The sequence below is a fragment of the Phytohabitans rumicis genome, assembly GCF_011764445.1.
GTDB lineage: Bacteria > Actinomycetota > Actinomycetes > Mycobacteriales > Micromonosporaceae > Phytohabitans > Phytohabitans rumicis.
In genome coordinates this window covers 815,984-840,511 of record NZ_BLPG01000002.1, presented here as the reverse complement: position 1 = coordinate 840,511, position 24,528 = coordinate 815,984, and the positions used below count along the sequence as shown (strand labels likewise).

Genomic DNA, 24,528 nt, shown 5'->3' with positions numbered 1-24,528 from the left:
GTGATGCTGCTCGACGGCAAAGTGGTGCTCGTGTCCGGCGTCGGGCCGGGGCTCGGTCAGGCGATCGCGGTACGCAGCGCGGCGGCGGGGCGGACGTGGTGCTCGCCGCGCGCACCGAGTCGTACCTCGGCGAGGTGGCCAAGAAGGTGGCGGAGACCGGCCGCCGCGCCCTGGTCGTCCCGACCGACGTGACCGACGACGCGGCCGCCGAGCGCCTCGTCCAAGCCGCGCTGGCCGAGTACGGCCGGGTGGACACGGTGGTGCACAACGCGTTCGCGATGCCGCCCATGCAGAAGCTGACCACTGTGGACCTGGACGCGCTGCGCCTGAGCCACGAGATCAACGTGCTGGCCGCGCTGCGCCTGACCCGGCTGGCCGTGCCCGCGCTGGTCGAGGCGGGCGGCTCGGTCGTGATGATCAATTCGGCGGTGCTGCGGCACTCGCGGCGCACGTTCGGCGCGTACAAGATGGCCAAGTCCGGCCTGCTCGCGCTCGCCCAGAGCCTGTCCACCGAGTTGGGCCCGCGTGGCGTCCGGGTCAACTCGGTCGCGCCGAGCTACATCTGGGCCGACACGCTCCAGATGTACTTCGCGTACCTGGCCAGCAAGCGCGGCGTCACGGCCGAACAGGTGTACGACGACATCGCCGCCACTACCGACCTGCGCCGGCTGCCCGTGCCCGACGAGATCGCGGACGCCGTCGTGTTTCTCGCCTCCGACCTGGCGCGCGCCATCACCGGGCACTGCCTCGACGTCAACGCCGGCGAGTTCCACCACTGAGTCCCGGGGAGTCACAATGGACACTCGTACCGACGTTGGCACGGTCGAGGACCTGCACGCGTCCGCCACCAGGATGACCGGGCTGGACGACTTCGGCGACGACGACTACCTCGACGGACTGCGGGTGCTGCTCGACTCGTACGCCCACGAGAGCGCGCTCACCCCGGCGGGCAGCAAGACGAAGCGCGCGTTCCTGCGCGGCGCCCTGACCGCCCGGCTGCTCAGCGAGGCGGCCTGGCGGCAGTACCCGGAGCACGCGGACGTGCCGGTGACCCGGCCCGTCTTCGTCACCGGGCTGCCCCGCACCGGCACCACGGCCCTGCACCGGCTGCTCACCGCCGACCCGGCGCACCAGGGCCTGGAGATGTGGCTGACCGAGGTGCCGCAGCCCCGCCCGCCGCGGGACACCTGGGACGACAACCCCATCTTCGCGGCCATCCAGGAGGGGTACCGCCGGCACCACGTGACCCACCCGGAGTTCATGGGCGTGCACTACACGTCGGCGGACCAGGTGGAGGAGTGCTGGCAACTGCTGCGCCAGTCGCTGACCTCCATCTCGTTCGAGTGCCTCGCGTACGTCCCGTCGTACTCGGACTGGTTGCGGGAGCGGGACTGGACCGCGGCGTACCGCCGGCACCGGCGCAACCTGCAGCTCATCGGGTTGCCGGACGCCGGGCGGCGCTGGGTGCTGAAGAACCCGAGCCACCTGTTCGCGCTGGACGCCCTGCTGGCGGTGTACCCGGACGCGCTCGTGGTGCAGACCCATCGCGCCCCGCGCACCGCGATCGCCTCCGTGTGCAGCCTCAACGCGCAGGCCGCCGAGGGCTGGTCCACCGCGTTCACGCCGGAGGTCGTCGGGCGTACCCAGCTCGACCTGTGGGCGCGCGGCCTGGAGCGCTTCACCAAGGTACGGGCGTCGCACGACCCTGCTCAGTTCGTCGACGTCCAGTACGAAGAGTTCGTGGCCGATCCACTGGGGACGGTCGAGCGGATCTACGCCCGCCTCGACACGCCCATGTCGGCCCCGGCGCGCGAGGCGATGACCTCGCTGCACGCGGAAAGCAAGACCGGCACCCACCGCCCGTCCCACAGCTACACCTTGGAAGACTTCGGCCTAACCCCAGCCGAGGTCGACGCCCGCTTCATGCCATAGCTAGTTGATCTCCGACCGGTGGACACCCCCTAGCTCGCCAGGAGGGTGCAGCGCACACGGTGCGGGGTGCGGCGCGCGCGTCCCCAAAGGGCAGCCGTATGCCTCGCCAGACGGGTATGCGGGACCCCTCCTCAGTATTGCGTCCCAAGAGGGCTGCCCTCTTGGGACGGAGCCGGGCCGGGAGGGCCGGAAGGGCCGGGCCTAGCGGTCCGGTCGCGGGAGCGCCCGTCGATCAAGGATTTTCGCGTCGATCAAGGCCAAAAGGTCATGGATTAGAGATCAAAGCACGACCATATGCCCTTGATCGACGGGGGAGGAGCGCGGGGGAGGAGCGCGGGGGAGGAGCGCGGGGAGGAGCGCGGGGGTCAGAGGGCGGCGATGACGTCGTCGGCGAATCGGCGGAGGCCGTCCTTCTTCTCGGCCAGGGTGGCGTCGAAGCCTGCGCCGTAGAGGAGCCAGGGCACCACGATCGCGTCGGTGACGCCGATCTCGGCCTGCTGGCGGTAGCCGTCCAGCCCGAAGCGGTCCACGCACACCGCCTGCACCTCGAACGGCGTGGCCTCCCGGCCGTACTCCGCACGCAGCTCCGCCAGGCGCGCGATGGTCGCGCGCAGCTTGTCGAAGCGCATCATGGCGGACGTCCAGCCGTCCCCGGTGCGGGCCGCCCGGCGCAGGGCGGCGTCGGTGTGCCCGCCCACGTAGATCGGCACCGGCGCGGTCGGCGCCGGGCTCATCTGCAGCTTGTCGAAGCGGAAGTGCCGGCCGTCGTACGCGACCATGCCGCCGCCGAGGATGAGCCGGAGCACCTCGATGGACTCGTCGGCCCGGGCGCCCTTGTCGGTGAACGGCGCGCCGCACCACTCGAACTCCTCGGGGGTCCAGCCGAGCCCGACGCCGAGGCCGAAGCGGTTGCCGGTCAGGACGGCCACCGAGCCGACCTGCCGGGCCAGCAGCACCGGGTTGCGCGGGCCGAGCTTGAGCACCTGGGTGTAGAAGCGGATCCGGGTGGTGGCGGCACCCATCGCGGCCGCGGCGACCAGCGGGTCGGCCCACGGCGTGTCGGCGCCCCAGAACCGGCTGCCGTCCTTGGTGTACGGGTACGCGGCCGCGACCTGCTCGGAGTAGAAGATCGAGTCCGGCAGCGCGATGGCGGAGTAGCCGCACTCCTCGGCCGTACGTGCCAGTTCAATGAGCTGGTCAAGCGGGTTGAGCGCGATCCCCAGCGTGAACCTCATAGAAAAACTGTAACAGGTTCTACTCCCGTCGCGCACCGCCCGCGCCGCCGCGTCCGCCCGCGCACCGCCCGCGTCGATCAAGGGATTCGCCGTCGATCAAGGGCAAACGGTCGTGGAAAAGAGATCAAAGCACGACCATATGCCCTTGATCGACGGCGAAGTCCTTGATCGACGCACAGAGGGAGCGGCGCGGGCGCGCGAGGGGCGGGGTCAGTCGTGGGCGACCGCGGGGTTTGAGGCGTCTGGGTGCAGTACGGTGCCGAAGAGGCGGATGGCTTGGTCGGCGCGCAGCGCGATGAAGAGCCCGGTCGCCACCACCAACTCGCGGTCGGGCTCGGCGGCGGTGGCGATGGTCGCTCGGGCGGTGACCTTGCGACCGTCCACGTTGACTACTTCGGCGCTCAGCCGCAGCTCGGTTTGCAGGGGCACCGGCGCCCGATACTCGGTGTCCAGCCGCACCGTCATGCCGGGGTGCCCGGACGCGCTCGTGGCGTACCCGAGGATCTGGTCGAGCAGGAGTGCGCTGACGCCGCCGTGGGCGTACATCGGCGGCCCCTCGTACGCCAGGCCGAGCGTGCAGCTGCCGGTGACGCCGCCGGCGCCCAGCTCGATGAGCAGCGGCGGTGCGAGCGCGCTGCCGGACCCGCACACCGGGTTGTACATCCGCACGCCGCCGAGCAGGTCGTCGGCGGTCGGCATCTGACCGCGTTCCCGCTGCTGCTTGCCGACCGGAATGGTCGCCTCCCGGACGAGCGCCGCCGCGCGACGCAGCTCGTCGGCCGGGGCTTCGGTGGCCGCCGCCTGCTCGACCAGGGTGCGCAGCGCGTCGCCCAGCTCCGTGATCGCCGCGCGCCGGTCGCGCAGCGACTCGGTCTCGGCCTCCACCTCGGCCGGGTCCCCGATGGTGTGGTAGCTGCGCCCGCTGTCGGTCATCTGTTGATTATCACAGCCGTCCCGGGGTCGGGCAGCGAGCTGTATCACGTTCTAACAGAAGAGGCGAGACGACTGGTGTACATGGTGTTACGCGCTATAACCTGTTCTAGTTTACAAAGGAGGCGCGATGGCAGCCGTGGTGGAGTACGACGTCGTCGTGGTCGGTGCCGGCGGAGCGGGCATGGTCGGCGCGCTGGCCGCCGCGAAGCAGGGATTGCGGACCCTCGTCATCGAAAAGGCGGCGAAGTACGGCGGCTCGGCCGCCCGTTCCGGCGCCGGCATCTGGGTGCCCGGCAACGAGGTCGTCCTCGCCGCCGGTGTGCCGGACACGCCCGCCAAGGCCGCGGCGTACCTGTCGGCCGTGGTGGGCCCGGACGTGCCCGCCGCGCGGCAGCAGGCGTACCTGGCCAACGGGCCGGCGATGATCTCGTTTCTGCTGCGCGAGACGCCGCTGCGGTTCTCCTTCATGGAGAGCTACCCCGACTACTATCCCGAGCTGTACGGCGGGATGCCGAACGGCCGCTCCATCGAGCCGGCGCCGCTGGACGCCAACATCCTCGGCACCGAGTACGCGAACCTGAACCCGGCCTACCTGGCGGTCCCGGCCGGCACCGTGGTCATGGCGGTGGACTACAAGTGGCTCGCCCTCATCGCGCGCCACCCGCGCGGCCTGGCCACCGCCACCGAGATCGTCCGGCGGTACCTGGCGGCCGCGTTCCTCGGGCAGAAGCCCATCACGATGGGGCAGGCGCTGGCCGGCGGTCTGCGCGCCGGGCTGATCGCCGCGGACGTGCCGGTCTGGCTCAACACCCCACTCACCGACCTGTACGTCGAGGGCGGCCGGGTGGCCGGCGTGCGGGCGATCCGGGACGGCGCCGAGATCCTCGTCCGGGCCCGGCGCGGCGTGCTCGTCGCGTCCGGCGGCTTCGAGCACAACGAGCGCATGCGCAAGCAGTTCCAGCAGGAGCCGATCGGCGTGAACTGGACGGTCGGCGCCGCGTCCAACACCGGCGACGGGATCGAGGCCGGCGCGCGGGCCGGCGCCGCGCTGGAGTTGATGGACGACGCGTGGTGGGGGCCGATGATCCCGCTGCCCGAGGGGCCCTACTTCTGCCTGTCCGAGCGCACCCTGCCGGGCAACATCTTCGTCAACGCCGCCGGCAACCGGTTCGTCAACGAGGCCGCGCCGTACAGCGACGTGGTGCACGTGATGTACGAGAAGGACACCCCGCAGGCGCCGCACATCCCGTGCTGGATGGTCACCGACCAGCAGTACCGCAACCGGTACCTGTTCAAGGACGTCTCGCCGGCCCTGCCGTACCCGGACGCCTGGTACAACAGCGGCGCGCTACACCGGGACTGGACCATCGAGGGGCTCGCCACGAAGATCGGGGTGCCGCCGGCGGCGCTGCGCGCGACGATCAACCGGTTCAACGCGATGGCCCGCGCCGGGCAGGACACCGACTTCCACCGCGGCGACAGCACGTACGACGCGTACTTCGCCGACCCGACCAACCAGCCCAGCCCGTGCCTGGCGCCGCTGTGGCTGCCGCCGTACTACGCGTTCAAGATCGTGCCCGGTGACCTGGGCACCAAGGGTGGCATCCGCACCGACGCCCGCGCCCGCGCGCTGCGCCCGGACGGCACCGTGATCCCCGGCCTGTACGCCGCCGGAAACGCCAGCGGCGCGGTGATGGGGCGCAGCTACGCCGGCGCCGGCTCCACGCTGGGTCCGGCCATGACATTCGCGTACGTCGCCGGCCGGGACATCGCCGCGTCGTGATTGTGTTGCTATCCACGAGAACTAGAACACGTTACACTGCCGGGAGCCGGCACCTAGGAGGTTCGTTATGGCGAAGGTCAGCGTGTCCGCCGTTGCTGCGGCAGGGCCCGAGCAGGTGTGGAAGCTGGTCATAGATCTACCCAGGTACGCCGAGTGGCTCACCATGCACGAGGGCTTTACCGGTGACGTGCCGGCGACGCTGAGCGAGGGCACGGCGTACCGGCAGCGGGTCAAGCTCATGGGCATGCCGGCCGAGATGGCCTGGCAGGTCGTCACGGCCGACGAGCCGACGGGGCGCCTGGAGTTGGCCGGTGACGGCCCGATGGGCGTCAAGGCCAAGAACCGCTTCATCATCGAGCCGGCCGACGCCGGCTCGCAGATCACGTACGAGATGGAGTTCGCCGGACCGGCGCTCGCCGGCCCGATGGCGACGATGCTGGAAAAGCAGGCCGGCACCGCGGCGAAGGCTTCCCTGGAGAAGTTCACCGCGTTGCTCGGGTGACCGGATTTAGCTAACGCAGCAGCAGGCGCGCCGCCAGTTCGAGGTGGTTTATCACGTCGTTCGCGGAGGCGCGCCTGGTCACCCAGGCGACGAGGTTGGAGAGCCAGACGTCGCCGATGACGCGTGCCTTGGCGCGGTCGTCCGCCGTGGGGTCGCTGTCGTGCATGGCCCGGGTGAACATGTCTTCCATCAGCTGCGCCACCGCGTTGACCTCGGCCGCGGCCGACGGGTCGGCGAACATGAACGCCCGCGTCATCGCCTCGGTGAGCAGCGGCTCGCGCTGCATCGACCGGGTGACCCGGCCGAGCACGAAGAGCATCCGCTCATGCGGCGTGTCTCCGGTGATGGCGGTGCGGTCGAGCCGCTCCTGGATGCGCTCCAGCTCCCGCGCCAGCGCCGACACCAGCAGGTGGATCTTGGAGGGGAAGTAGCGGTACAGCGTGCCGAGCGCCACGTCGGCCTTCTCCGCCACGGCCCGCATCTGCACCGCGTCGTACCCACCCTTGGAGGCCAGCTGCAGGGTGGCGTCGAGGATCCGGCGGCGGCGGTCACGCTGCGCGGCCGAACCCTGCTCGGAGTCGGCGCCGGTGAGCGTGACCAGTCCGGTGTTGCTGCTGGTATTTGTTCTCGGCGCTGCCATCTTTCCCTCTCGTCGTCCTGCCTCGGAGCGTCCCCTTCATCATCTCGCGAAGAAGTTTCACGCTCGTGAAGTGCCTGTTGTCTTCAAGACTACCAACGCGGCGGTCGTTACCGGCCGGAAGCCGGGCTGGCATACCCATGGTGAAACGTGTTTCAATTTTGCCGTGCCGATCGCCATCTCCGAGGAGCAACGGGCCCTACAGGAGTCGATCCGCCGCTGGGCCGGCGGCGCGGGCACCGTGGCGGCCGTGCGCGCCCTCGAATCCGGCCGCGAGCCGGACTCCTGGCGGCGGCACTGGGCCGAGGCGGCCGATCTGGGCGTTTTCGCCATCGCGGTGCCCGTCTCGGCCGGCGGCGCGGGCGGCACCACGCTCGACCTGGCCGCCGCCGTCGAGCAGCTCGCGGACGCCCTCGTGCCCGGCCCGCTGCTGCCCACGTTCCTCGCCGAGCTGATCCTCGCCGTGCACGCCGACGTACCGGCGGTGAAGGAGCTGCTGCCGGCCCTCGCGGCCGGCGACGCGTCCGTGGCCGTAAGGACCGGGGACGGGCCGGTGCTCGGCGCGGGCGGCACATCCCACCTGCTGCTGCCCGCCGGCGACGCCTGGTACCTGCTGGCGGCCGGCCACCCCGGGCTGCACGTCGCGCCGCGCGTGCCGGTCGACTTCTCCCGCCCGCTCGCCGACGTCCACGCGGGCGCCGCGGCCCTGCCCGAAGACCGCCGCGTCCCGCTCGTCACGGGACAGGTCAAAGACACCGCGGCGCTACTGGCCGCCGTCGAGGCCACCGCCGTCGCCGGCTGGTGTGTTCGCACCGCGAGCGAGTACGCCAAGGTGCGTCACCAGTTCGGCCGGGCGATCGGCACGTTCCAGGCGGTCAAGCACCTGTGCGCGCAGATGCTGTGCCGGCTCGAACGGGCCACCGCCACCACCTGGGACGCCGCCCGGGCGTACGACGAGGCGCCGGACGAATTCCCCCTCGCCGTCGCGGCCGCGGCGGCCATCGCGCTCGACGCCGCCGTCGACACCGCCAAGGACTGCGTCCAGGTGCTCGGCGGCATCGGCTTCACCTGGGAGCACGACGCCCACCTCTACCTGCGCCGGGCGGTCGCACTGCGCCAGCTCTTCGGCGACGGCGCGGTCTGGCGCGAGCGCGCCGCCGCGCTGGCCCTTTCCGGGGTACGCCGCACGCTGCGCGCCCCGGATGGGCAGGCACCGGCGTCCCCGGACGTACGCGCCAAGGTCGAGCAGATCGCCGCCCTCCCCGCGGAGCGGCAGCGCGCCGCGCTGGCCGACGCCGGCCTGTACGGGTTGGGCGCCGCACCCGCCGAGCAGCTCGCCATCGACGGGGAGCTGAGCCGGGCCGGCGTGACCCGGCCGGACCTGGCGATCGCCGGCTGGGCGGTGCCCACCATCCTCGCGCACGGCACCGCCGAGCAGCAGGAACGCTTCACCGGCCCGTCGCTGCGCGGCGAGCTCACCTGGTGCCAGCTCTTCAGCGAGCCGGAAGCGGGCTCCGACCTCGCCTCGCTGCGCACCCGGGCGGTCCGCGTGCCGGGCGGCTGGCGGCTGACCGGCCAGAAGGTGTGGACCTCGCTGGCGGCCGAGGCGGACTGGGCCATCTGCCTGGCCCGCACCGACCCGGACGCGCCCAAGCACCGCGGCCTGACGTACTTCCTGGTGTCGATGCGCACGCCGGGCATCGAAGTGCGCCCGCTGCGCGAGATCACCGGGCGAGCGGTCTTCAACGAGGTCTTCCTCGACGACGTCCTCGTGCCGGACGACTGCGTGGTCGGCGCGCCCGGCGACGGGTGGCGGCTGGCCCGCGGCACGCTGGCGTACGAGCGGGTGGCCATGGGGCGCGGCTCGTCCCTGGGCGAGGGCGTCGAGAAGCTGCTCGCCGCCGGGGACGCGGTACAGCGGGACCGGCTCGGCGGGCTGGTGGCCGACGGCCTCGCGGTGTCCCTTCTGGACCTGCGGGGCATGCTGCGCCGCCTCGACGGCCAGGCGGGCGGGCCCGAGTCGGCGGTGGCCAAGCTGGTCGGCGTCGCGCACCGGCAGGCGGTCGCCGAGGCCGCCCTGCTGGCGCTCGGCCCGGACGGCGCGGCCGACGGCGGTGCGGCGTACGAGTTCCTGCTCACCCGGTGCTTGAGCATCGCCGGCGGCACCACGCAGATCCTGCTGTCGGTGGTCGCCGAACGGGTGCTCGGGCTCCCTCGGGACAAGGAGCGCTGATGGACTTCACACCGGACGAGGCACAGGAGGCGGTGGTACGCCTCGCGGCCGACGTACTGGAGGGCGCCGGCGACGCGCCCGAGCGGGCCTGGAAGGCGCTGGCCCAGGCCGGGCTGCTGGCTCTGGCGCTCCCACCTGGGCTGGGCGGCTCCGGGCTCGGCGTGCTGGAGACCAGCCTCGTGCTGACCGAGGTCGGCCGGCGCGCCGCCGCCGTACCGGCACTGTCCACTCTGGCGCTCGGCGTGCTGCCGGTGGTGCGCTGGGCCGACCCCGCGCCGCAGCTGTTGGCCGGTGTGGCCGCTGGCGACACCGTGCTGACCGCGGCCCTGCGCGAGCCGGGCGACCCGCTGCCGCTCGTACCGCGCACCACGGCGTCGCCGCTCGTCACCGGCACGAAGGTCGGCGTCCCGTACGCCGAGCAGGCGCACCGCATCCTCGTGCCCGTGACCCTCGACAGTGGAGGCACGGCCGTCGCCGTGGTCGACCCGGCCGCGCCCGGCTTGAGGATGCATCGCACGCCCAGCGCCACCGGCGAGCCCGAGTACACCGTGCGGCTGGACGGCGTCCAGCCGCAACTGATCGGCGGCTCGGTTGCCGACCTCTACCGGTGCGCCATCGCCGGGGCGTGCGCGGCCGGCGCCGGGGCGCTGGCCGGGGCGCTCGCGCTGACCGCCGCGCACGTCGGCACCCGGGAGCAGTTCGGCCGGCCGCTGGCCCGGTTCCAGGCGGTCGCCCAGCAGATCGCCGACGCGTACGTGGTGTCCCGCACGATGGAGCTGGCCGCCCTGTCGGCGTCCTGGCGGTTGGGCGCCGGGCTGCCGGCCGACGACGACCTGGCCGTGGCGGCGTACTGGCTGGCGAGCGAGGCGCCCGCGGCCGTCCAAGCCTGCCACCACCTGCACGGCGGGCTCGGCCTGGACGTCACGTACCCGCTGCACCGGCACTCGTCCACCATCAAGGACCTGGTGCGCCTGCTCGGCGGGGCCGAGCACCTGCTCGGGAGGGTGCCGTGTTCCTCGACCTGACCCCGGCCCAGCACGCGCTGCGGGCCGAGCTGCGGGCGTACTTCGCCGGCCTGATGACCGCCGCGGAGCGCACCACGCTGCTGCGCGAACGGCACGGCCCGGTGCTGCGCGAGGTGGTCCGCCGGATGGGCCGCGACGGCTGGCTCGGCGTGGGCTGGCCGGTCGAGTACGGCGGCCGCGGCCTAGGCCCGGTCGAGCAGCAGATCTTCGTCAACGAGGCGGCCCGCGCCGACGTGCCGCTGCCCGCCGTGACGCTGCAAACCGTGGGGCCGACCCTGATGACGTTCGGCACGGCGGAGCAGAAGGAGCGCTTCCTGCCCCGGATCCTGGCCGGCGAGGTGCACTTCGCGATCGGATACACCGAGCCGGGCGCCGGCACCGACCTGGCCGCGCTGCGGACCCGCGCGGTACGCGCGGGCGACGCGTACGTCGTCGACGGGCAGAAGACGTTCACCACCGGGGCGCACGACGCGGACTACGTCTGGCTGGCCTGCCGTACCGACCCCGACGCGCCCAAGCACAAGGGCATCTCGATCCTCATCGTCGACACCACGGACCCCGGCTACTCGTGGACACCCATCATCACCTGCGACGGCGCCCACCACGTCAACGCGACCTACTACAGCGACGTGCGGGTGCCGGTGGGCATGCGGGTCGGCGCCGAGAACGACGGCTGGCGCCTGATCACCACGCAGCTCAACCACGAGCGGGTGATGCTCGGCCCGGCCGGCCGGCTGGGCGCGCTCTACCAACGGGTGCACGCCTGGGCGTCGGCACGCTCCCTTGTGGACGAGCCGGACGTGCGCCGGGCGCTGGCCCGCGCGTACGCCGTCCTGCGCGTCAACGAGCTGCTCAACTGGCAGGTGGCCGCCGTCGACCCGGTGCGCGTCGCGGACGCCTCCGCCACCAAGGTGTTCGCCTCCGAGCGGCTGCAGGAGCTCGGGCGGGCGCTGGAGGAAATCGTCGGCCGGTACGGCGACCCCGCCGAGCAGGACACCGCCGAGCTGCTGTCCTGGTTGGACATCCAGAGCAAGCGCAACCTGGTGCTCACCTTCGGCGGCGGGGCCAACGAGATCCAGCGGGAGCTCATCGCGACGGCCGGGCTGCACCTGCCGCGCGTACCCCGATAGGGAGGCTGGTGTGGCGGAGACCATCACGGCGGCGGCCGAGCGCATCAAGGCCCTGGGCGAGGGGCCGCCCCGGCTGGCCCGCGACCCGGTCAACCTGCCGATGGTCCGCAACTGGCTGGAGGCCATGGGCGACGCCAACCCGGTGTACGAAAGGGACGGCCTCGCCCCGCCGGCGATGACCCAGGTGTGGACGATGCGCGGCCTGCACCCCGTCGCCGATCCCGGAGACCGGCTGGCCGCCATGTCCACCGTGCTGGACGAGGCCGGGTTCACCTCCGTGGTGGCGACCGACTGCGAGCAGACGTACCACCGGTATCTGCGCGACGGCGAGCGGGTGGCGGTGCGCAGCCGGCTCACCGACGTGGCCGGGCCGAAGCGCACCTCGCTCGGCGAAGGCTGGTTCGTCACCACCGAGAGCACCTGGTACGTCGACGCCGAGCCGGTCGCCACCATGCTCTTCCGCGTCCTGAAGTTTCGCCCGGCCGAGACGCCGGTGGCGACCGCGCCCCCGCCGACGTGCTGCGGCCGGTCGTCAGCGCGGACACCGCTTTCTTCTGGGCGGGCACGGCCGTCGGCGAGCTGCGCGTCCAGAGCTGCGGCGCGTGCGGCGCGCTGCGCCACCCGCCCGGCCCGTCCTGCCCGCACTGCGGCGCCCTGCGACCCGAGTACGTCGTGGCGTCCGGCCGTGGCGAGATCTACAGCTATGTGGTGCACCACCATCCGCCACTGCCCGGCCGCGAACCGCCCGTCGTGGTCGTCCTGGTGGAACTGCCCGAGGGGGTACGCATGACCGGCGAACTGCTCGGCTGCGACCCGGCGTTGGTGCGGATCGGCGACCCGGTACGGGTCGACTTCGTCCGCGTGGACGACGAGCTGACGCTGCCCGCGTGGCGGCTGTCGTGACCGAGCTACCTGTGTGGACAGTCGAGGTGACGCCGACCCTCGTGGTCAGCACCGCCATCGCCACCCGCGACTTCCAGGACGTGCACCACGACCGGGACCGGGCGGTACGCCGGGGCGGGAAGGACATCTTCCTCAACATCCTGACGACCACCGGGCTGGTGCAGCGGTACGTGACCGACTGGGCCGGCCCCGAGGCGACGGTGGGCCGCATCGCGATCCGGCTGGGCGTGCCGTGCTACCCGTACGAGACACTCACCTTCACCGGCCGTGTGGCCTCCGACGACGGCGGTGAGTGTGTGGTGGAAGTGGTGGGGCGCAACAGCCTGGGCGCGCACGTGACCGGGACAGTGCGGCTCCTCCGGGGCCCCGCGTGATCGCCCGGACGGCCGCGATCGCCGGCATCGGGGCGACCGAGTTCAGCAAGGACTCCGGCCGCAGCGAGCTGCGCCTCGCGGTGGAGGCGGTACGGGCCGCCCTCGCCGACGCCGGACTCTCGCCATCCGATGTGGACGGGCTCGCGACGTTCACCATGGACAGCAACCTGGAGATCGCGGTGGCGCGCGAGCTCGGCCTGCCGCAGTTGACCTTCTTCAGCCAGATCGGCTACGGCGGGGGAGCGGCGTGCGCGGTCGTGCAGCAGGCGGCGATGGCCGTCGCGACCGGTGTGGCGGAGGTGGTCGTCTGCTACCGCGCCCTCAACGAGCGGTCCGGCCGCCGCTTCGGCCAGGTGTCGCGGGCCGTGGCCGGGGCGCCCACATCGTCCGGTGTGGACGCCGGCTGGCACTACCCGATGGGCCTCGCCACCCCGGCCGCGATGGTCGCCATGGTGGCCCGCCGCTACCAGCACGAGTACGGGGCCGGCAGCGAGGACTTCGGCCGGGTGGCGGTGGCCGACCGCCGGCACGCCGCCACGAACCCGCACGCCTGGTTCTACGGGCGGCCCATCACGCTGGCCGACCACCAGGCGTCGCGGTGGATCGCCGAGCCGCTGCGGCTGCTGGACTGCTGCCAGGAGAGCGACGGCGCGGTCGCGCTGGTGGTGACGAGCGCGGCGCGCGCCCGCGACCTGCCCCGGCCGCCGGCGCTCGTGTGCGCCGCGGCCCAGGGCAGCGGGCCCGACCAGTACGTGATGACCAGCTACTACCGCGACGACCTGCCCGGCCTGCCGGAGATGGGGGTGGTGGCCCAGCAGCTGTGGCGGCAGTCCGGCTTCGCACCCGACGACGTCCGGGTGGCTGTGCTGTACGACCACTTCACCCCGTACGTGCTGATCCAGCTGGAGGAGCTGGGGTTCTGCCCGCGCGGCGAGGCCCGGCACTTCATCGCCGACGGCGCCATCGAGCTGGGCGGCCGGCTGCCGATCAACCCGCACGGCGGGCAGCTCGGCGAGGCGTACATCCACGGCATGAACGGCATCGCCGAGGCGGTACGCCAGGTCCGCGGCACCGCCGCCAACCAGGTCGCCGGCGCCGGCCCGGTCCTGGTAACCGCCGGCACCGGCGTCCCCACCAGCGGCCTGATCCTCAGCGCATAGTCACGGTCCAGGCCGCCCCTTTCCCGTCGATCAAGGGCATATGGTCGTGCTTTGATCTCTAAACCACGACCGTATGCCCTTGATCGACGTCGAATCCCTTGATCGAACCATGCCGACGGCTACCCGTGGATGGTGAGGACCGCGTCGGAGAGGGCGGGGGCGTCGCGCTCGACCACCGTGGCGTTGACGAGCAGGCGGTCGTCCTGGCGCCAGATGCTGGTGCGCAGGGTCTCGCCGGGGTAGACGACGCCGGAGAAGCGGGCGCTGAAGCCGGCCACGCGGGTCGGGTCGCCGTCCAGCACCGTGTCCACGACCGCCTTGCACACCATCCCGTACGTGCACAGGCCGTGCAGGATCGGGGCGGGAAAGCCGGCCATGGCGGCGAACGCCGGGTCGGCGTGCAGGGGGTTGCGGTCGCCGCAGAGCCGGTACCACAGCGCCTGCTCCGCCCAGGTGGGGCTGAGCGTGACGGTGTCCGGCGCGCGGTCCGGCGGGGGCACCCGGCTGGACGGGCCACGGTCGCCGCCGAAGCCACCCTCGCCGCGGACGAAGACGCTCCTGCGGATGGTGAAGTAGTCGGTGACGGTCTCGATCACGATGATGGCCGAGCTGCCCTTGTCGTACACGTCGGCGATCCGGGACCGGGACTGGGCGGTGCCGGAGGGCGGCAACGGCTTGTGCACGACGAGCTCCTCGCCGCCGTGCAGGGTGCTGGCGAGGCTGATGTCCACGCCGGGCATGTCGAGCGCGGGCGGCTCGGTCTCGCCGAGCGTGCCGGTCACCACCGCGAACGTGGGCAGGACCGTCAGGTCGCGCTCGTAGACGTACCGCAGCTCGGTGGCGCGGGCGCCGAGCGTGAGGTGGTAGAGCAGCACGTCGGTGGTGGTCCAGGACAGGTCGCGGCCGGGCAGCTCGGCACCGATCGCGACGGCGGGGTCGATGGGCATATCAGTCCTCCGGGGTGGCGGCGTCGAGGGCGGCCAGGTAGGCGAACGTCATGGCCGGGCCGATGGTGGCGCCGGCGCCGGCGTAGCTGTGGCCCATGACCGAGGCGCTGGCGTTGCCGGCGGCGTACAGGCCGGCGATCCGGGTGCCGTCGTCGCGCAGCACCCGGGCCCGGTCGTCGGTGCGCAGCCCGCCCTTGGTGCCCAGGTCGCCGGGGACCATCCGGAACGCGTGGAACGGCGGCTTGCGCAGCGGCGCGAGGCACGGGTTGGGGCGGTTGCGCGGGTCGCCGTAATACCGGTCGTAGGCCGAGTCGCCGCGCCCGAAGTCCTCGTCCCGGCCGGCCGCCGCGAAGTCGTTGAACCGCTCGACGGTGGCCTGCAACGCCGCCCCGTCCACGCCGATCCGGACGGCCAGCTCGTCCAGGGTGACGGCGCGCTGGACGGCGCCCGAGGCGTACCAGCGGCGGGGGAGCGGGGCGCGCGGGCCGCGGCCGGCGAACAGGTAGCGGTCCCGGTACGTCTGGTCGGCGATCAGCCAGGCCGGGATGCTGCCGGTGTCGTACATAGCGTGCACGGCGTCCACATAGGGCGCCGCCTCGTTGACGAACCGCTGCCCGGCGGTGTTCACGATCAGGGAGCCGGGCAGGCTGCGTTCGGCGAGGCAGAAGTACGGGCCGTGCGGCAGCGGGATGGCCGGGCCCCACCAGGCGTCGTCCATCAGGTCCAGGGCCGCGCCGAGCCGGCGGCCGGCCTCGATGCCGTCGCCGGTGTTGCCGGACGCGCCCACCGTCCAGTCCGTGCCGATCGGGGCCCGCTGGTGCAGCTTGCGCATCGCCTCGTTGTGCTCGAATCCGCCCGACCCGAGTACCACGCCCCGCCGGGCTCGTACCACATGCCCGCCGTTCACCCGTACCCCGGTGACCCGCTCGCCGTCGACGACCAGGTCCGTCATCGGTGTACCCAATCGGACCGGGACCCCGGCGTCGCGCAGGCCGGCCCGCAGCCCGGCGGCGAGGGCCTGGCCCAGGCCGAGCATCCGGCGCCCCAGCGCGCGGTTGACCACGGCGCGGGTGAACACCCGGGCGCCGGTGAGCAGGGCGCGCCGGTGCCGGGTACCCAGCGACAACCACTTGTAGTCGCGTGCGGTGACGACCACGCCGTCCGGCACGGGCACGTACGGCGGGGCGAGGGTGGCCAGGTCCGGGCCGAGCAGCCGGCCGTCCAGCGGCACCGGCTCGATCGTGCGGCCGCCGGGCAGGCCGCCGGGCGCCTCCGGGTAGTAGTCGGCGTAGCCGGGCACCCAGGAGAAGGCGAGCGGCGTGTGCGCCCGCACGAAGGCCAGCATCGCCGGCCCGTGCTCGATCAGCGCGCGCTGCCGCGCCGGCGGCACCTCCGGGCCGACCACGTGCGCCAGGTACGCCTGCGCCCGCTCGGCCGTGTCGGCGACCCCGGCGCGGCGCAGCACCTCGTTGCCGGGCAGCCACAGGCCGCCGCCGGAGCGCGCGGTGGAGCCGCCGAACACGTTCTCTTTTTCGACCACCACGGCGGTCAGTCCGGAGTGCGCCGCGGTGAGGGCGGCGGTCATACCAGCGGCGCCACTGCCCACCACGACGACATCGAACTCGGCCTCGTCCTCAGTCACTAGAACAGGTTATAGTTTTGTGCGATGAATTCCTACCCGTGGGACGAGTGGGCCGACGTCGTGGTCGTGGGCTTCGGCGCCGCCGGGGCGTGCGCCGCGATCGAGGCGGCCGAGGCGGGCGCCAGCGTCACGGTGGTCGACCGCTTCGACGGCGGCGGCGCGACCGCGCTGTCCGGCGGCGTCGTGTACGCGGGCGGCGGCACCGCCCAGCAGCGGGCGGCCGGCGTGGTGGACACCCGGAGGCGATGTTCGCGTACCTGAGCCGCGAGGTGGGCGATGCCGTGTCGCCGGCCACCCTGCGCCGGTTCTGCGACGGCAGCGCCGCCATGCTGGCCTGGCTGGAGGAGCGCGGGGTGCCGTTCGACGCCAGCCTCTGCCCGTACAAGACGTCCTACCCGACCGACCGGCACTACCTGTACTACTCCGGCAACGAGGCGTCCTATGCGGACACCGCGCCGCCGGCGCCACGCGGGCACCGGGCGCACGGCCGCGGCACGTCCGGCCGGCTGCTGCACAACCGGCTCGCCGCCGCCGCCCACGACCGCGGGGTCCGGGTCCACACCCAGACGAGCGCACGGCGGCTGCTCACCGACGGCGGCGGCCGGGTGGTCGGGATCGAGTGCGCCACCCTCAAGCAAGCCCCGGCCTGGGCCCGGTTCGCGCACCGGGCCCTGCACCGCTGGTCGGTCAAGCCCGGCCTGTACCTGCCCGCGCTCGGCCGCGCGCTGCACCGGCCGGTGGCGTGGCTGGAGCGCCGGTACGCCCGCCCGCTGCGCGTCGCGGCCCGGCGCGGCGTGGTGCTCGCCGCCGGCGGTTTCGTGATGAACCGGCGGATGCTGGCCGAGCACGCGCCCGCGTACCGGGGCGGCCTGCGCCTGGGCACGCCCGGCGACGACGGCACCGGCATCCGGCTCGGCACCGACCTCGGCGCCGGCACCGGCCACCTCGACCGGGTCTCGATCTGGCGCTTCCTCACCCCGCCCGCGGCCCTGCTCCAGGGCCTGCTGGTCGACCGCGCCGGCGAGCGGGTCTGCGACGAGTCCCGCTACGGCGCCGCGATCGGCGAGGCGGTGGTGCGGCGCGAGGGGCAGCGGGCCTGGCTGCTCGTGGACGCCGAGGTGCTCGCCGAGGCGCGGGCCCAGGTGCCCGAGCAGACGCTGTGGTTTCAACGCGTGCAGGCCCGCTGGCTGCTCACGTTCGACCGGGTCAGCGCCCCGACGCTCGCCGCGGTCGCGGCCCGCGCCGGCGTCGACCCGGCGGGCCTGGCCGCGACGGTCAAGGCGTACCACGCCGCCGCCGAGGCCGGCGAGCGCGACCCGGCGGGCAAGCCCGCCGACCTGGTCCGCCCGCTCGCGCGGCCGCCGTTCTCGCTCATCGACTGTTCGGTACGGCCACGGCCGGCCCAGCCCGCGCCGATGCTCACCCTGGGCGGCCTGCTGGTCGACGAGGACACCGGAGGGGTACGCCGGGCCGGCGGCGCGATCCTGCCCGGCCTGTACGCCGCCGGCCGTACCGCGGTGGGCATCTGCTCGAACTCGTACGTCAGCGGGCTCTCGCTCGCCGACTGCGTCTTCTCCGGCCGGCGCGCGGGCCGGCACGCCGCTCTGTCTACCGAGGAGGCCGAGTGCTGACCGAGGTGCAACAGTCCACACTGGCCGACCTGCTCCACGCCGCCGAGCGGGACCGGGCGCCGATCCCGCCCCTAACCGAGTCGCACCCCGAGCTCGGGGCGGCCGACGCGTACGAGATCCAGCTGCGCAACATCAGGCGCCGCACGGCCGAGGTGGTGGGCCACAAGGTGGGGCTGTCCTCCAAGGCGATGCAGCAGATGATGGGCGTCGACGAGCCCGACTACGGGCACCTGCTCGCCGACATGCGGCTGTCCGAGAGCGTGCCGGTGGACGCCGGCCGCTACTGCTATCCCGGGTGGAGATCGAGGTCGCCTTCATCCTCGGCGCCGACCTGCCCGGCGCGGGCTGCACCGAGGAGGACGTGCTCGCCGCCACGGAGGCGTACGCGCCGTCCATCGAGCTGATCGACAGCCGGATCCTTGACTGGCGGATCAGCCTGGCGGACACGATCGCGGACAACGCCTCGTCGGCCGGGTTCGTGGTCGGCGCCGCCCGGGTCGACCCCGCCACGGTGGACATCCGCGCCATCGACGCCGTGCTCTACAAGGGCGACGAGCCGGTGGCGCAGGGCCGCTCCGACGCGGTGCTCGGCAACCCGGTCACCGCCGTGGCCTGGCTGGCCCGCACGGTCGCGGGCTTCGGCGTGCGGCTGCGCGCCGGCCACCTGATCCTGCCCGGGGCGTGTGCCCGCGCGGTCGACGCCCGGCCGGGCGACGCGTTCCGGGCCTCGTTCACCGGTCTCGGCGACGTGTCGCTGACGTTCTGAAGGAGGCGCGCATGGCGGCCAAGGCGACCGCGGCCATCGTCGGGTCCGGCAACATCGGCACCGACCTGCTGTACAAGCTGCTGCGCTCGGACCTGATCGAGCCGCGCTGGATGGTCGGCATCGACCCGGACAGCCCCGGGCTGCGCCGGGCCGCCGACCTCGGCCTCTCGACCACTGTGGACGGCGCCGGCTGGCTGCTGGCCCAGGACCCGCTGCCCGACCTGGTCTTCGAGGCCACGTCGGCGTACGTGCACCGGGACAACGCGCCCCGGTACGCCGAGGCCGGCATCCGTGCCGTGGACCTCACCCCGGCCGCGGTCGGCCCGCCCGTCGTGCCGCACGTCAACCTCGCAGCCCACCTGGACGCGCCGAACGTCAACCTCATCACCTGCGGCGGCCAGGCGACCATCCCGATGGTGTACGCGGTGTCCCGGGTCACCCCGGTCAGCTACGCCGAGATCGTGGCCACCGTGGCCTCGAAGTCCGCCGGTCCGGGCACCCGCGCCAACATCGACGAGTTCACCCGCACCACCAGCCGCGGGCTGGAGGTGATCGGCGGCGCGGAGCGCGGCAAGGCCATCATCGTGCTCAACCCGGCCGAGCCGCCGATGGTCATGCGCGACACCATCTTCTGCGCGATCGGCGCGGGCGCGGACACCGACGCGGTGGCCGCCTCGATCGCCGACATGGCCGCCGACGTGGCCCGCTACGTGCCCGGCTACCGGCTGCTCAACGAGCCGCAGTTCGACCCGTACGGGGACGGCACGCGGGTCGCCATCTTCGTCGAGATCACCGGTGCCGGCGACTTCCTGCCAGCGTACGCCGGCAACCTCGACATCATGACCGCCGCCGCGACCCGGGTCGGCGAGGAACTGGCCCGATCCCTGAAGGAGTCCCATGCTGCCGCGCCGCTTCTCCGCCGACCTTGACCTGCGGATCACCGACTCCTCGCTGCGCGACGGCTCGCACGCCAAGCGCCACCAGTTCACCGCCGCCGAGGTGCGCTCCATTGTGGAGGCGCTGGACGCGGCCGGCGTACCCGTGATCGAGGTGACCCACGGCGACGGGCTGGGCGGCTCGTCGTTCACGTACGGCTTCAGCCACACGCCCGAGCAGGAGCTCATCGCCACGGCGGTGGGCGCGGCCCGGCGGGCGAAGATCGCGTTCCTCATGCTGCCCGGCGTGGGCGTCAAGGACGACATCCTCGCGGCGGCCGACCACGGCGCGGCGGTGTGCCGCATCGCCACCCACTGCACCGAGGCGGACATCTCCGCGCAGCACTTCGGGCTGGCCCGCGACCGCGGCCTGGAGACCGTCGGCTTCCTCATGATGGCCCACTCGCTGCCGCCGGAGGCCCTGGCGAAGCAGGGCCGGCTGATGGCCGACGCCGGCTGCCAGTGCGTGTACGTCGTGGACTCGGCCGGCGCGCTGGTGCTCGACCAGGTGGGCGACCGGGTCGCCGCCCTGGTCGCGGAGCTGGGCGACGACGCGCAGGTCGGCTTCCACGGGCACGAGAACCTCGGGCTCGGCGTGGCCAACTCGGTGCTCGCCGCGCGCGCCGGCGCCACCCAGATCGACGGCAGCACCCGCCGGTTCGGTGCTGGCGCGGGCAACACGCCGGTCGAGGCGTTCGTCGGCGTCTGCGACAAGCTGGGCATCCGCACCGGCGTGGACTTCTTCGCGATCGTCGACGCCGCCGAGGACGTGGTGCGCCCGGCCATGCCGGAGGAGTGCCGGCTCGACCGGCTCGCGCTCATCATGGGGTACGCGGGCGTCTACTCCAGCTTCCTCAAGCACGCCTACAGCCTGGCCGAGCGGTACCAGGTGTCCGGCGCGGAGATCCTGGTCCGGGCGGGCGAGCGCAAGCTGGTCGGCGGCCAGGAGGACCAGCTCATCGACATCGCGGTCGGGCTCGCGGCGGAAGCCCGCTGAGCGAGGTGGTCGTCACGAGTACGTGACGACCACCGTCTCGCTGCGCGGCAGCGCCTGGCAGGCCAGCGTGTAGCCCTCGGCGAAGTCCTCGTCCTCCAGCACCTCGTTGTGCACCAGCTCCACCTCGCCGCTGACCACGCGGCACGCGCAGGCCCCGCAGGTGCCCTGCCGGCAGGAGTACGGCGGGTTCAGGCCGGCCGCGATGAGCAGGTCGAGCAGGCGGGTCTGGGCCGGCCACGGCAGCCGGCGGACCTGCCCGTCCAGGTCCACCTCGGCGGTGGCCACCGGCTCGCCGGACACGTCCACGGTGGAGTCCCACCGTTCGATGTGGATCCGGTCCGCCGGCAGGCCGACCGCTTCGAGGGACCGGCAGGCCACCGCGACGAACGGCTCCGGCCCGCACACGAACGCGTCCCGTCCGGCGTGCGCGGACAGCAGGGGAGCCAGCCCCTCCGCCGTGGGCGGCCCCTGCGCGCCGTCCAGCCAGTGCGCCACGCACAGCCGGTCCGGGTGCCGGACGGCGAGGGCGCGCAGCTCCGCGTCGAAGATGACCGACGCGGGGTCGCGGTTGGCGTACACCAGGGTCAAGCGGCCCGTGCCGTGCGCGAGCGCCGACTTGACGATGGACAGCATCGGCGTGATGCCGCTGCCGCCGGCCAGCAGGAGCAGGTCGCCGTCCAGCGAGCCAGGCGTGAACGCGCCGGCCGGCGGGAGCATGTCCAGCTCGGTGCCGGCCCGCACGTTGTCGCAGATCCAGTTGGACGCGTGCCCGTCGCGTACCCGCTTGATTGTGATCTTGGGGGCTCCCCCGTGTGCGGCGAGCTGGACAGCGAGTAGCAGCGGGACACCGTCCCGCCGGCGTCCTTCGGCACCCGGACGGTCAGGAACTGTCCGGGCTTGTACGCGAACTCCGCGGCCAGCGCGGGCGGCACCTCCAGGACCAGCGAGCAGGCGTCGGGTGTCTCCGCGATGACCTCGGCGACGCGCAGCCGCCGGTACGCCTTCACTCCTGCTCCAGGTAGCCCGCGCGGGCCGCGTGCTCGATGCTGTCGCGCAGCCGCGCGCAGGTGCGGATCAGGGCGTTCGGGGTGGCGGAGCCGGCGAACTCGGCGCACGCGCGCACCGCCTCGCGGCTCCACTGCACGCTGGTGTGCGGCGGGCTGCTCTTCTTCACCCGCACCCACGCGCTGCAGTGCCCGCAGGCGAGGTCGACCAGCCCGCCCTCCAGGTAGGCGCGGCGATCGTCCAAGGTCCGCGTTTCGCTCACGGTGCCTCCGCCGCCGTCGCGCGCTGGGCGAGGTTTCCGGCGACCTCGGCCTCCCACGCCTGGATCGCGCGGGTGGTGTCGACCTCGAACTCGAAGCGCGCGACCATCTCGTCGGTGACGTCCTCGACGTCCACATAGAACTGTTCGTACCAGCGGCGCAGCTGGTAGACCGGGCCGTCCTCGGCGCACAGCAGCGGGTTGTCGATCCGGCTCTTGTGCTTCCAGATCTCCACGTCCTGCAGGAAGCCGACGCCGACGCTCTTGGCGAACTTGCCGGCCACCCGCTCGGCCTGCTCGCTGGTCAGTCCGGGCAGCCGCTTGACGATGACGCCCCACTGGAGCACGAACGAGGTGGGCGTGACCGGGTAGTGGCAGTTGATCAGGACCGACTCGACGGTGATGCCGTGGTAGTCGTGGTACAGGTAGTCGATCATGTACGAGGGCCCGTAGTACGCCGCCTCCGAGCGCAGCTTGGTCTGCGCGTCGCCGGCGTAGTTGGAGCCGTTGGTCACGTCCGGCCGGCCCCGGGTCTGGAGGAACTGCGTCGCCACGTGCCCCTCCATGACGTTCTTGAAGTACGTCGGGAAGGCGAAGTGGATGTAGAAGAAGTGCGCCATGTCGACCACGTTGTCGATGACCTCGCGGCAGTTCGCCCCGTCGATGCGCACCGAGTCCCAGGTCCACTGGCTCCACTCGTCGGAGAACGACCCCTCGATGCGCGGGATCGCCACCTCCGGCGGGGGCGCCGCGCCCTGCGGGTCGTGCCAGACGAAGAGCTGCTTGTTCTCCTCGCAGGTGATCCACGACCGGGTACGCGCCCGCGGCGGCACCCGGTTGGCGTACGGCACGCTGGCACACCGGCCGTCGCCACCCCACCGCCAGTCGTGGAACGGGCAAGCCACCGCGTCGCCCTTGATGGTGCCCATGCTCAGGTCGCCGCCCATGTGCCGGCAGTACGCGTCGAGCACGCGCAGCGTACCGCCGGAGTCGGCGAAGACGACGAGCTTGGTGCCGAACGCCTCGACGGCGTGGGGTACGCCGTCCCGGAAGGTGTCGGCGAGCCCGAGGCAGTGCCAACCCCGGGCGAACCGGGCTGGCGGCGCGCCGGCGTCGATGGTGCGTACGGCCTCCCCGTCGTTCATGGGCTCCTCCACATGCCTGTTCATCGATCTGAAACACGTTATTACGTCGGCTAGACTTCCTACGTAGCCGGTGGCCAGACCAATCTAGAACGTGTTCTACTATAGTGGCTGCGGGCGTTCGTACCAACCAAGGCGTTCGTTTCTAGTCAGGAGCGTTCGTTTCTAGCCAGGCGGAGCGCGAGATGAGTGCAGAAGGTGTCGTCGCCGGTGTGCAGGACCTACTCCCCGTGCTGCGCGAGCGCGCACAGGAGACCGAGGACCGCCGGGCGCTGTCCGCGGAGACCGTCAAGGCCCTGGCCGAGACGGGGTTCTTCCGGCTGCTGCAGCCGTCCCGGTGGGACGGGCTCGAGGCGGATCCGGTCACGTTCCTGCGCGCCGTACGGCTGATCGGCAGCGCGTGCGGCTCGACCGGGTGGGTCGCCTCGGTGGTCGGCGTGCACAACTGGCAGCTCGGACTCTTCCCCGACCAGGCGCAGCAGGACGTCTGGGGTGCCGACACGAGTATCCGGATGTCCTCGTCGTACGCGCCGACCGGCAGGGTCAGCGCGGTCGACGGCGGCTACCGGATCAGTGGCCGGTGGAGCTTCTCCTCCGGCTGCGACCACGCCACCTGGGTACTGCTCGGCGGGATCGTTCCGCCCGACGGCGAGACCCCGGCTGACTTCCGGACGTTCCTGGTGCCGCTGGGCGACTATGCGATCGTGGACGTGTGGGACACGGTCGGGCTGCGCGGCACCGGCAGCAACGACATCGTGATCGAGGACGCGTTCGTGCCGGCGTACCGGTCGCTGAGCTTCAACGACACCGCCCGCTGCGTGTGCCCCGGCCAGGAGCTCAACACCGGCCCGCTGTACCGGATCCCGTACGCCTCCATCTTTTCGTACGCGATCACCACGCCGATCATCGGCATGGCCACCGGGGCGTACGACGCGCACGTGGCGTACACCCGGGAGCGGGTGCGCGTCTCGTACGTCGGCGTGAAGGCGGCGGAGGACCCGCACTCGCAGGTCCGGGTCGCGGAGGCCGCGGCCGACCTCGACGCCGCGTGGCTGGCGCTGGAGTACGACCTGGGCGAGCTCATGAGGTTGGCCACCGCCGGCGAGAAACTCCCGATGCCGCTGCGCCTTCGGGTACGCCGGGACCAGGTGCGCGGCACCGAACTGGCGATCCGGGCGGTGGACCGGCTGTTCGAGAACTCAGGCGGAAGAGCGCTCGCCGCCGGCACGCCGATCCAGCGGTTCTGGCGCGACGCGCACGCCGGCCGGGTGCACGCGATCAACGACCCGGAGCGGGCGCTGAGCGCGTTCGGCAAGGGGAGTTCGGCCTGCCGATCACCGACACGATGGTGTGAGCC

At 72.8% G+C, this 24,528-nt stretch carries 19 protein-coding genes and 5 pseudogenes; 16 read left to right on the top strand and 8 right to left on the bottom strand.

Translation table 11 applies throughout. The features are described from left to right. Positions 1-3 precede the first annotated feature (3 nt). Both Prum_RS47525 and Prum_RS47520 read left to right on the top strand, forming a co-directional pair. Positions 4-779 (top strand): annotated as a pseudogene (locus tag Prum_RS47525) (SDR family oxidoreductase). Between the two features lie 16 nt (positions 780-795). After that, positions 796-1,932, top strand: coding sequence for a sulfotransferase family protein (locus Prum_RS47520; RefSeq protein ID WP_173086127.1), 1,137 nt, complete (start codon positions 796-798; stop codon positions 1,930-1,932). Positions 1,933-2,297: 365 nt separating this feature from the next. On the opposite strand, the gene Prum_RS47515 is transcribed toward Prum_RS47520, so the two are convergent. Beyond that, positions 2,298-3,167, bottom strand: coding sequence for a TIGR03619 family F420-dependent LLM class oxidoreductase (locus Prum_RS47515; protein ID WP_173086125.1), 870 nt, complete (start codon positions 3,165-3,167; stop codon positions 2,298-2,300). Between the two features lie 210 nt (positions 3,168-3,377). Continuing rightward, on the bottom strand, positions 3,378-4,100 hold the full coding sequence (locus Prum_RS47510) for a PaaI family thioesterase (RefSeq protein WP_173086123.1): 723 nt from the start codon (positions 4,098-4,100) through the stop codon (positions 3,378-3,380). Positions 4,101-4,227: 127 nt separating this feature from the next. Here Prum_RS47510 and kstD (Prum_RS47505) point away from each other — a divergent pair, with 127 nt between their 5' ends. Both kstD (Prum_RS47505) and Prum_RS47500 read left to right on the top strand, forming a co-directional pair. After that, entirely contained in the window at positions 4,228-5,883 is a 1,656-nt protein-coding gene (kstD, locus tag Prum_RS47505; RefSeq protein ID WP_173086121.1) for a 3-oxosteroid 1-dehydrogenase, read from the top strand. Between the two features lie 67 nt (positions 5,884-5,950). Next, positions 5,951-6,385: a type II toxin-antitoxin system Rv0910 family toxin gene (locus Prum_RS47500; protein ID WP_173086119.1), complete on the top strand. Its 435-nt coding sequence runs from the start codon at positions 5,951-5,953 to the stop codon at positions 6,383-6,385. Between the two features lie 10 nt (positions 6,386-6,395). On the opposite strand, the gene kstR is transcribed toward Prum_RS47500, so the two are convergent. Further along, positions 6,396-7,025, bottom strand: coding sequence for a cholesterol catabolism transcriptional regulator KstR (gene kstR / locus Prum_RS47495; protein WP_173086117.1), 630 nt, complete (start codon positions 7,023-7,025; stop codon positions 6,396-6,398). A gap of 163 nt (positions 7,026-7,188) precedes the next feature. Here kstR and Prum_RS47490 point away from each other — a divergent pair, with 163 nt between their 5' ends. The 6 genes and pseudogenes from Prum_RS47490 (at position 7,189) to Prum_RS47465 (ending at position 13,847) form a co-directional block, all read left to right on the top strand. Further along, positions 7,189-9,255 (top strand): acyl-CoA dehydrogenase family protein, encoded by a 2,067-nt coding sequence (locus tag Prum_RS47490; protein ID WP_173086114.1) that lies wholly within the window; start codon positions 7,189-7,191, stop codon positions 9,253-9,255. Further along, positions 9,255-10,280, top strand: a complete 1,026-nt coding sequence (locus tag Prum_RS47485; RefSeq protein ID WP_173086112.1) for an acyl-CoA dehydrogenase family protein — start codon at positions 9,255-9,257, stop codon at positions 10,278-10,280. Before Prum_RS47490 ends, Prum_RS47485 begins: the two co-directional genes overlap by 1 nt. Next, positions 10,265-11,410: an acyl-CoA dehydrogenase family protein gene (locus Prum_RS47480; protein ID WP_173086110.1), complete on the top strand. Its 1,146-nt coding sequence runs from the start codon at positions 10,265-10,267 to the stop codon at positions 11,408-11,410. The genes Prum_RS47485 and Prum_RS47480 overlap by 16 nt, the downstream gene beginning before the upstream one ends. Before the next feature lie 10 nt (positions 11,411-11,420). Continuing rightward, positions 11,421-12,313 (top strand): annotated as a pseudogene (locus tag Prum_RS47475) (bifunctional MaoC family dehydratase N-terminal/OB-fold nucleic acid binding domain-containing protein). Beyond that, a complete protein-coding gene (locus Prum_RS47470) occupies positions 12,298-12,687 on the top strand; it encodes a MaoC family dehydratase (RefSeq protein ID WP_173086108.1) in 390 nt (129 codons plus the stop codon). The pseudogene Prum_RS47475 and the gene Prum_RS47470 overlap by 16 nt, the downstream one beginning before the upstream one ends. Then, positions 12,684-13,847, top strand: coding sequence for a lipid-transfer protein (locus Prum_RS47465; RefSeq protein ID WP_173086106.1), 1,164 nt, complete (start codon positions 12,684-12,686; stop codon positions 13,845-13,847). Before Prum_RS47470 ends, Prum_RS47465 begins: the two co-directional genes overlap by 4 nt. 119 nt (positions 13,848-13,966) lie before the next feature. Here the strand turns inward: Prum_RS47465 and chsH3 are convergent, their stop codons facing one another. Both chsH3 and kstD (Prum_RS47455) read right to left on the bottom strand, forming a co-directional pair. Beyond that, complete coding sequence (chsH3, locus tag Prum_RS47460; protein ID WP_173086103.1) at positions 13,967-14,794, bottom strand: enoyl-CoA hydratase ChsH3; 828 nt, start codon at positions 14,792-14,794, stop codon at positions 13,967-13,969. Between the two features lies 1 nt (position 14,795). Further along, positions 14,796-16,436, bottom strand: coding sequence for a 3-oxosteroid 1-dehydrogenase (gene kstD / locus Prum_RS47455; RefSeq protein ID WP_173086101.1), 1,641 nt, complete (start codon positions 16,434-16,436; stop codon positions 14,796-14,798). A gap of 24 nt (positions 16,437-16,460) precedes the next feature. Here kstD (Prum_RS47455) and Prum_RS47450 point away from each other — a divergent pair. From Prum_RS47450 to dmpG, 5 genes and pseudogenes are all read left to right on the top strand, one after another. Next, positions 16,461-18,067, top strand: a pseudogene (locus Prum_RS47450) (FAD-binding protein). After that, on the top strand, positions 18,061-18,471 hold the full coding sequence (locus Prum_RS53360) for a 2-keto-4-pentenoate hydratase (protein ID WP_246278816.1): 411 nt from the start codon (positions 18,061-18,063) through the stop codon (positions 18,469-18,471). Before Prum_RS47450 ends, Prum_RS53360 begins: the two are co-directional and overlap by 7 nt. Next, entirely contained in the window at positions 18,363-18,833 is a 471-nt protein-coding gene (locus Prum_RS53355) for a 2-keto-4-pentenoate hydratase (protein ID WP_246278815.1), read from the top strand. Before Prum_RS53360 ends, Prum_RS53355 begins: the two co-directional genes overlap by 109 nt. Positions 18,834-18,844: 11 nt before the next feature. Then, positions 18,845-19,762, top strand: a complete 918-nt coding sequence (locus Prum_RS47440; RefSeq protein ID WP_173086099.1) for an acetaldehyde dehydrogenase (acetylating) — start codon at positions 18,845-18,847, stop codon at positions 19,760-19,762. Beyond that, positions 19,731-20,765, top strand: a complete 1,035-nt coding sequence (dmpG, locus tag Prum_RS47435; RefSeq protein ID WP_173086097.1) for a 4-hydroxy-2-oxovalerate aldolase — start codon at positions 19,731-19,733, stop codon at positions 20,763-20,765. Before Prum_RS47440 ends, dmpG begins: the two co-directional genes overlap by 32 nt. A gap of 12 nt (positions 20,766-20,777) precedes the next feature. Here dmpG and Prum_RS47430 read toward each other — a convergent pair. The 3 genes and pseudogenes from Prum_RS47430 to Prum_RS47420 all read right to left on the bottom strand — a co-directional run bounded on the left by Prum_RS47430 (position 20,778) and on the right by Prum_RS47420 (position 23,174). Further along, positions 20,778-21,772, bottom strand: a pseudogene (locus Prum_RS47430) (2Fe-2S iron-sulfur cluster-binding protein). After that, positions 21,769-22,032, bottom strand: coding sequence for a hypothetical protein (locus Prum_RS47425; RefSeq protein ID WP_173086095.1), 264 nt, complete (start codon positions 22,030-22,032; stop codon positions 21,769-21,771). The pseudogene Prum_RS47430 and the gene Prum_RS47425 overlap by 4 nt, the downstream one beginning before the upstream one ends. Next, complete coding sequence (locus tag Prum_RS47420) at positions 22,029-23,174, bottom strand: 3-ketosteroid-9-alpha-monooxygenase, oxygenase component (RefSeq protein ID WP_173086093.1); 1,146 nt, start codon at positions 23,172-23,174, stop codon at positions 22,029-22,031. The genes Prum_RS47425 and Prum_RS47420 overlap by 4 nt, the downstream gene beginning before the upstream one ends. Positions 23,175-23,356: 182 nt before the next feature. Here Prum_RS47420 and hsaA point away from each other — a divergent pair. Continuing rightward, positions 23,357-24,525: pseudogene (gene hsaA / locus Prum_RS47415) on the top strand (3-hydroxy-9,10-secoandrosta-1,3,5(10)-triene-9,17-dione monooxygenase oxygenase subunit). Positions 24,526-24,528: the final 3 nt, after the last annotated feature.